General features: G+C 60.2%; 4 protein-coding genes and 2 rRNA genes. 1 reads left to right on the top strand and 5 read right to left on the bottom strand.

What is annotated here, in order from left to right; all coding sequences use genetic code 11:
- Positions 1 to 73 precede the first annotated feature (73 nt).
- The 3 genes from AJAP_RS33005 to AJAP_RS33015 all read right to left on the bottom strand — a co-directional run bounded on the left by AJAP_RS33005 (position 74) and on the right by AJAP_RS33015 (position 2,595).
- A complete protein-coding gene (locus AJAP_RS33005; protein ID WP_083650071.1) occupies positions 74 to 1,192 on the bottom strand; it encodes an inorganic phosphate transporter in 1,119 nt (372 codons plus the stop codon).
- Between the two features lie 105 nt (positions 1,193 to 1,297).
- A complete protein-coding gene (locus AJAP_RS33010; protein WP_038518801.1) occupies positions 1,298 to 2,053 on the bottom strand; it encodes a type 1 glutamine amidotransferase in 756 nt (251 codons plus the stop codon).
- Positions 2,054 to 2,142: 89 nt separating this feature from the next.
- Positions 2,143 to 2,595 carry a rhodanese-like domain-containing protein gene (locus tag AJAP_RS33015; protein ID WP_038518802.1) on the bottom strand — a complete coding sequence of 151 codons (453 nt, stop codon included), beginning with the start codon at positions 2,593 to 2,595 and terminating at the stop codon, positions 2,143 to 2,145.
- A gap of 107 nt (positions 2,596 to 2,702) precedes the next feature.
- Between AJAP_RS33015 and AJAP_RS33020 the strand changes: the two genes are divergently transcribed.
- Positions 2,703 to 3,149, top strand: a complete 447-nt coding sequence (locus AJAP_RS33020) for an Lrp/AsnC family transcriptional regulator (protein WP_038518804.1) — start codon at positions 2,703 to 2,705, stop codon at positions 3,147 to 3,149.
- Between the two features lie 123 nt (positions 3,150 to 3,272).
- Here AJAP_RS33020 and rrf read toward each other — a convergent pair.
- Positions 3,273 to 3,389: ribosomal RNA gene (gene rrf, locus AJAP_RS33025) — 5S ribosomal RNA — on the bottom strand.
- Positions 3,390 to 3,469: 80 nt separating this feature from the next.
- Positions 3,470 to 6,605, bottom strand: a 23S ribosomal RNA gene (locus tag AJAP_RS33030).
- Between the last annotated feature and the right edge of the window lie 199 nt (positions 6,606 to 6,804).

Below are 6,804 nucleotides of genomic sequence, written 5' to 3' on the forward strand. Positions count from 1 at the left end.
CGGACGCGCAAGGGAGCAAGGGACCTTTGCTACCACCTCGGCTCGCGCGGTAGCAAAGGTCCCTTGCTCCCTGCTAAGCGGCGATCCTGCCGACTTCCTGTTCCGGAACGGGCGGGGCGGGGCTGGTGAAGCTGCTGGCGTTGACGGGGCTCCGCCGCGAAAGGAGGTAGATCCCAATGCCGATCGCGAGGCCCGCGACGCCAACGGCGATCGTCCCCACCGTGCCGGTCGAGGTCACGAGGCCGGCACCGGCGCCGACGATGGCGGCTGCCGGAAGGGTGAACAGCCACGCGACCACCATGCGGCCGGCCGTGCGCCAGCGAACCGGTGACTCGTTCCTGCCCACTCCGGAGCCGACGATCCCTCCGGAGCAGACGTGAGTCGTCGAAAGTGGAAAACCGAAGTTCGTCGAGGCGAGGATGACGGCCGCCGAGCTGGTCTGCGCGGCGAAGCCCTGCGGGCCATCGATATCCGTCAGGCCTTTACCTAGCGTGAAGGTGATGCGCCAGCCGCCCAGGTATGTGCCGAGCGCGAGCGCCAGCGCCGCGCTGACGATCACCCAGAGCGGCGGCCCTGCCCCGGCGGGGAGGGTTCCGGCGGTGATCATCGTCAGTGTGATGACGCCCATGGTCTTCTGCGCGTCGTTCGTGCCGTGAGCGAGCGAGACCAGCGAAGCCGAGATGATCTGGCCGACTCGGAAGCCGGCGGTGCGGCCGCGGCGGACGAAGATCCGATAGACGAAGTACGTCACGATCATCGCGACGAGGCCTGCCAAGACGGGCGACAGCGCCGCCGGGACCAGGACCTTCTCGACGATCTTTCCGAAGTGGACGGAGTCCGTTCCGGCGGACACCCACGTGGCGCCGATCAGTCCCCCGAACAGCGCGTGGGACGAGCTGGACGGTAGTCCGACGAACCAGGTGACCAGGTTCCAAACGATCGCCCCGACCAGGCCACCGAACACGATCGCAGGCCCGATCTTGGTGTCGTCGACCAGTCCATTCGAGATGGTCTTGGCCACTTCGACTGACAGGAAGGCGCCGACCAGGTTCAGGACCGCGGAGATCGTCACCGCGACCTTGGGACGCAACGCCCCGGTGGCGATCGACGTCGCCATCGAGTTGGCCGTGTCATGGAACCCGTTTGTGAAATCGAAAATTAGGGCCGTGACGACGACGAGCACGACCAACACTGAGGGCTCCACCCCGACCTCCGAACCCTTCGAAACTCCCTTCGCAAGGTACCTGACAGGTAGACCCGAGTGTTAACAACCCATACGTATTTGAGACATAAGTCGTTAAGCCATCGGCAAAGTACGTTGACGGTCCGCAGCCGGAGCGAGGTCACCGGACACCAGTCGGACGAAGCGTTGGGCGAACGGCCGCCAGGTTTCGGTGATATCGGCATGCACCCGGGCCAGGTTTTCCGGGGTCAGTACGTCCGGCCGGGTGAGTTCCGCCATTTCCGGTGCCTGCCGCGCCCAGTCGAGGACCACATGTGGCGTCGTCTCGATGTGGAACTGGACACCGTAGGCACAACGGTCGAATCGGAAAGCCTGATAGGGATACCGCGGAGAGGAGGCGAGAAGCTCGGCTCCGGCAGGCAGCCGGGTGATCGCGTCGTTGTGGAACTGCAGGACATCCTGCATGAGCGGCAGCTCCGCGAACAGCGGGTCGGTCCACGCAGCGTCCTTCTTGGACACAAGCCCCGGGCCGACCTCGGGTCCCTGATCGCCAGTGGCGACGCTGCCGCCCAGTGCCACCGCCAGGAGCTGGCTGCCGAGGCAGATCGCGAGCGTCGGGATCCGCGCGCCAGCGGCCTTCGAAAGAAGCTTCCGCACGTCCGCGAGCCACGGATGAGCCTCGTCGTCGTTGGCGCCCATCCCGCCGCCAAGACATACGACGCCGGCGTATCCGTCAAGATCGGCGGGGAGAGTCTGATCGGGCAGCAACCGGATGTCGAGCTCGGCGCCTGCCTCGGTGAGCCAGTCGCCGAGGGGGCCGATCGGATCTGATGCATCCGGCTGGATGACGAGCAACTTGGGAGCGGTCACCTCTCCAGCCTACGACCGCACCGACAGCAAGGGACCTTTGCTACCACGCGAGGAGGCGACGGTAGCAAAGGTCCCTTGCTCCTCAGCCGTCAGCAGGCGCAGCGCGGGGCGGGTGCGGGGGTGTACGCGGAAGGCAGAGCGTCTCGCTCAACGGGATAGCCGGCCGCTTGCCAGGCGGTGATACCACCGGACAGGCGTTTGACCTTGAAGCCGAGCTCCGCGAGTTTCAGGGCCCCTTTGGTCGCGGCGTTGCAGTGGATGCTCTCGCAGTAGCAGATGTAGACGAGTTCGCGGTCCAGCCCGCTGACGGACTCCGCTGTCATGTCCCGGTAAGGGAGATTGATCGCGCCGGGGATGCGAGCAGACGCGAAGGCCTCGGGAGCTCTGGTCTCGACGACCACGTATCCCTGCTGGGCGCCAGAGGTGAGATCTCGGACCAGGTCGTCCGGGTCGACCTCGAGAGCGAGTTCGGCGCGAAGGTGCGCGGCCGCGGTCGCGCTGTCCAGAGCCGGAAACGTCAGTGCGCGGGGTTCGGTCGTCATGGCTCAATCTTCGTGGTCAGTGATCATCCGCAACATCGGAGAATCCAGGTCTCGGCGGCGGCTAGCCTGGAGATCCCTGGCAGGTATGACGATCGACCTGGAGTTCTGTGAACCTCGATGATCTCGACTGGCAGCTGCTCGAACTGCTCCAGTCCGACGGCCGGTTGACCTATTCGGAGCTCGGCCGGCGGGTGTCGCTGTCCGCGCCCGCGGTGACCGAGCGGGTTCGTCGGCTCGAGGAGAAGGGGATCATCACGGGGTACTCGGCGAGCGTCGATCTGACGAAGCTCGGGCTTCCGATCGAAGCGATGGTTCGGGCAAGGGTACGCAGCCTGGACACGGCACGCTTCCGCGAAACCATCCTCGCATTACCGCAGGTGCTCGACGCCGACCACGTCACGGGTGATGAGTGCTGGTTCGTGCGAGTCGCCTGCCGGAACACTGCGGAGCTGGAAGAACTCGTAGAGCAGATGCAGCGCTACGGCGAGACCACCACTTCGCTGGTCTTCTCATCGCCTGTGCGCGGGCGCGCGGTCGGCCGAGAAAGCTGCTGAGCGACTCCGCGGGGGAGCAAGGGACCTTTGCTACCACTCGGCGGGGCAGACATGAAAAAAGGCCTGGGACCTGGGAGAACTCTCGGTTCTCAACCAGGTCCCAGACCTTCTTTTCTAATGTTAGTCCGGCGGTGTCCTACTCTCCCACAACCCTTCGGTTGCAGTACCATCGGCGCTGTCAGGCTTAGCTTCCGGGTTCGGAATGGGACCGGGCGTTTCCCTGACGCTATAACCACCGAAACACTACGAAACAACACACACTGTCTGTTTCCAGAACGGTGTGGTGTTTCAGAGCTGTAGAGTGGATGCGTAACATCTTTGTGGGCAAGTCCTCGGCCTATTAGTACCAGTCAACTCGACAACACATTACTGTGCTTCCATTTCTGGCCTATCAACCCAATGGTCTGTTGGGGGCCTTAACCCACAAGGGGTGGGATACCTCATCTTGGAACAGGCTTCCCGCTTAGATGCCTTCAGCGGTTATCCCTTCCGAACGTGGCCAACCAGCCATGCCACTGGCGTGACAACTGGCATACCAGAGGTTCGTCCGTCCCGGTCCTCTCGTACTAGGGACAGCCTTCCTCAAGTATCCTACGCGCGCGGCGGATAGGGACCGAACTGTCTCACGACGTTCTAAACCCAGCTCGCGTGCCGCTTTAATGGGCGAACAGCCCAACCCTTGGGACCTACTCCGGCCCCAGGATGCGACGAGCCGACATCGAGGTGCCAAACCATGCCGTCGATATGGACTCTTGGGCAAGATCAGCCTGTTATCCCCGGGGTACCTTTTATCCGTTGAGCGACACCCCTTCCACCAGGTGGTGCCGGATCACTAGTCCCGACTTTCGTCCCTGCTCGACATGTCTGTCTCACAGTCAAGCTCCCTTGTGCACTTGCACTCAACACCTGATTGCCAACCAGGCTGAGGGAACCTTTGGGCGCCTCCGTTACTCTTTAGGAGGCAACCGCCCCAGTTAAACTACCCATCAGGCACTGTCCCTGAACCAGATCATGGTCCGAGGTTCAGATTCCCAATCCGACCAGAGTGGTATTTCAACAACGACTCCACCAACACTAGCGTGCCAGCTTCACAGTCTCCCACCTATCCTACACAAGCCGAACCGAAAACCAATACCAAACTATAGTAAAGGTCCCGGGGTCTTTCCGTCCTGCCGCGCGTAACGAGCATCTTTACTCGTAGTGCAATTTCGCCGGGCCTGTGGTTGAGACAGCCGGAAAGTCGTTACGCCATTCGTGCAGGTCGGAACTTACCCGACAAGGAATTTCGCTACCTTAGGATGGTTATAGTTACCACCGCCGTTTACTGGCGCTTAAATTCTCAGCTTCACCCCGAAAGGTTAACCGGTCCTCTTAACGTTCCAGCACCGGGCAGGCGTCAGTCCATATACATCGTCTTGCGACTTCGCATGGACCTGTGTTTTTAGTAAACAGTCGCTTTCCGCTGGTCTCTGCGGCCACCCACCCCTAGCCCGCGAAGGGCTTCAGAGTGTTTGGCCCCCCTTCTCCCGAAGTTACGGGGGCATTTTGCCGAGTTCCTTAACCACAGTTCACCCGATCGCCTTAGTATTCTCTACCTGACCACCTGTGTTGGTTTGGGGTACGGGCCGTGCACGCACTCGCTAGAGGCTTTTCTCGGCAGCATAGGATCACTCTACTTCACCTCAATCGGCTACGCATCACGTCTCAACCTATATGAATGGCGGATTTGCCTACCATTCGGTCTACACGCTTACACCAGTACTACCACTCACTGGCGGAGCTACCTTCCTGCGTCACCCCATCACTCGACTACTACGGAATCAGATCCCACGCTCCACACTCGCGTATCCACCCGAAGGCTTCAACACGAGGCTTTGGGTGGTTAGTATCAACCGCCTCATCCTGGGCGCACGTGCTCGGGTACGGGAATATCAACCCGTTATCCATCGACTACGCCTGTCGGCCTCGCCTTAGGTCCCGACTTACCCTGGGCGGATTAGCCTGGCCCAGGAACCCTTGGTCATCCGGCGGCAGAGTTTCTCACTCTGCATTCGCTACTCATGCCTGCATTCTCACTCCCACACCCTCCACGACTGGCTTCCGCCGCCGCTTCCCTGGATGCAGGACGCTCCCCTACCCATCCATACCACTGCATCACACTCTCAAGGAGGTGATGGATGTATATGTATGAATGACACAGCTTCGGCGGTGTGCTTAAGCCCCGCTACATTGTCGGCGCAGGACCACTTGACCAGTGAGCTATTACGCACTCTTTCAAGGGTGGCTGCTTCTAAGCCAACCTCCTGGTTGTCTGGGCAATCCCACATCCTTTCCCACTGAGCACACACTTAGGGGCCTTAGCTGGTGTTCTGGGCTGTTTCCCTCTCGACGACGAAGCTTATCCCCCGCCGTCTCACTGCCACACTCTCACACCACGGTATTCGGAGTTTGGTTGATTTCGGTAACCCGGTAAGGCCCCTAGACCATCCAGTAGCTCTACCCCCGTGGTGAAACATGTGACGCTGCACCTAAATGCATTTCGGGGAGAACCAGCTATCACGGAGTTTGATTGGCCTTTCACCCCTACCCACAGCTCATCCCCTCAGTTTTCAACCTAAGTGGGTTCGGCCCTCCACGTCGTCTTACCGACGCTTCAGCCTGGCCATGGGTAGATCACTCCGCTTCGGGTCTAGACCACGCGACTCAATCGCCCTATTCAGACTCGCTTTCGCTACGGCTACCCCACACGGGTTAACCTCGCCACGCAGCACTAACTCGCAGGCTCATTCTTCAAAAGGCACGCCATCACCTCAACATCACAAAGATGTGCTCGGGCTCTGACGGCTTGTAGGCACACGGTTTCAGGTACTCTTTCACTCCCCTCCCGGGGTACTTTTCATCTTTCCCTCACGGTACTAGTCCGCTATCGGTCTTCAGGAAGTATTTAGGCTTACCGGGTGGTCCCGGCAGATTCACAGCAAATTCCACGAGCTCGCTGCTACTCGGGAACACCACCAAGGTCTCAGAAACTGGTTTTCGCGTACGGGACTCTCACCCACTCCGGTCGCCCATCCCAAGGCGTTCCACTAACCAGCACATCAACCCGAAGAAATGTCAGTCTCTCCAAGGCGGGTCCCACAACACCACACACACAACGCCTGACAGCTTGACATGTGCATGGTTTAGCCTCTTCCGCTTTCGCTCGCCACTACTCACGGAATCACGGTTGTTTTCTCTTCCTACGGGTACTGAGATGTTTCACTTCCCCGCGTTCCCTCCACACACCCTATATATTCAGATGCGGGTAACACCACATAACTGGTGCTGGGTTTCCCCATTCGGAAATCCTCGGATCACAGCTCGGTTGACAGCTCCCCGAGGCATATCGCAGCCTCCCACGTCCTTCATCGGCTCCTGAAGCCAAGACATCCACCATGTGCCCTTAACAACTTGACCACAAAGATGCTCGCATCCACTCTACAGTTCTCAAACACCACACCAGAAACAAACAACCTGGGGGGTTAGCCCCTTGGCGTGTTGCCTCAGGACCCAACAGCGTGCCAATGAACACCGAAATCCCCTTGACCCTGCAGCACACGTTCCACGCTCCTTACGAAGCAGTACTAGCCCGTGCGGGCATCAAGCGAACCGGCAT

This window comes from Amycolatopsis japonica (assembly GCF_000732925.1).
GTDB lineage: Bacteria > Actinomycetota > Actinomycetes > Mycobacteriales > Pseudonocardiaceae > Amycolatopsis > Amycolatopsis japonica.

Bases quoted from the DNA above. Each gene is read 5' to 3' on its own strand.
- AJAP_RS33015 (WP_038518802.1), bottom strand. From the start codon at position 2,595: ATGACGACCGAACCCCGCGCACTGACGTTTCCGGCTCTGGACAGCGCG.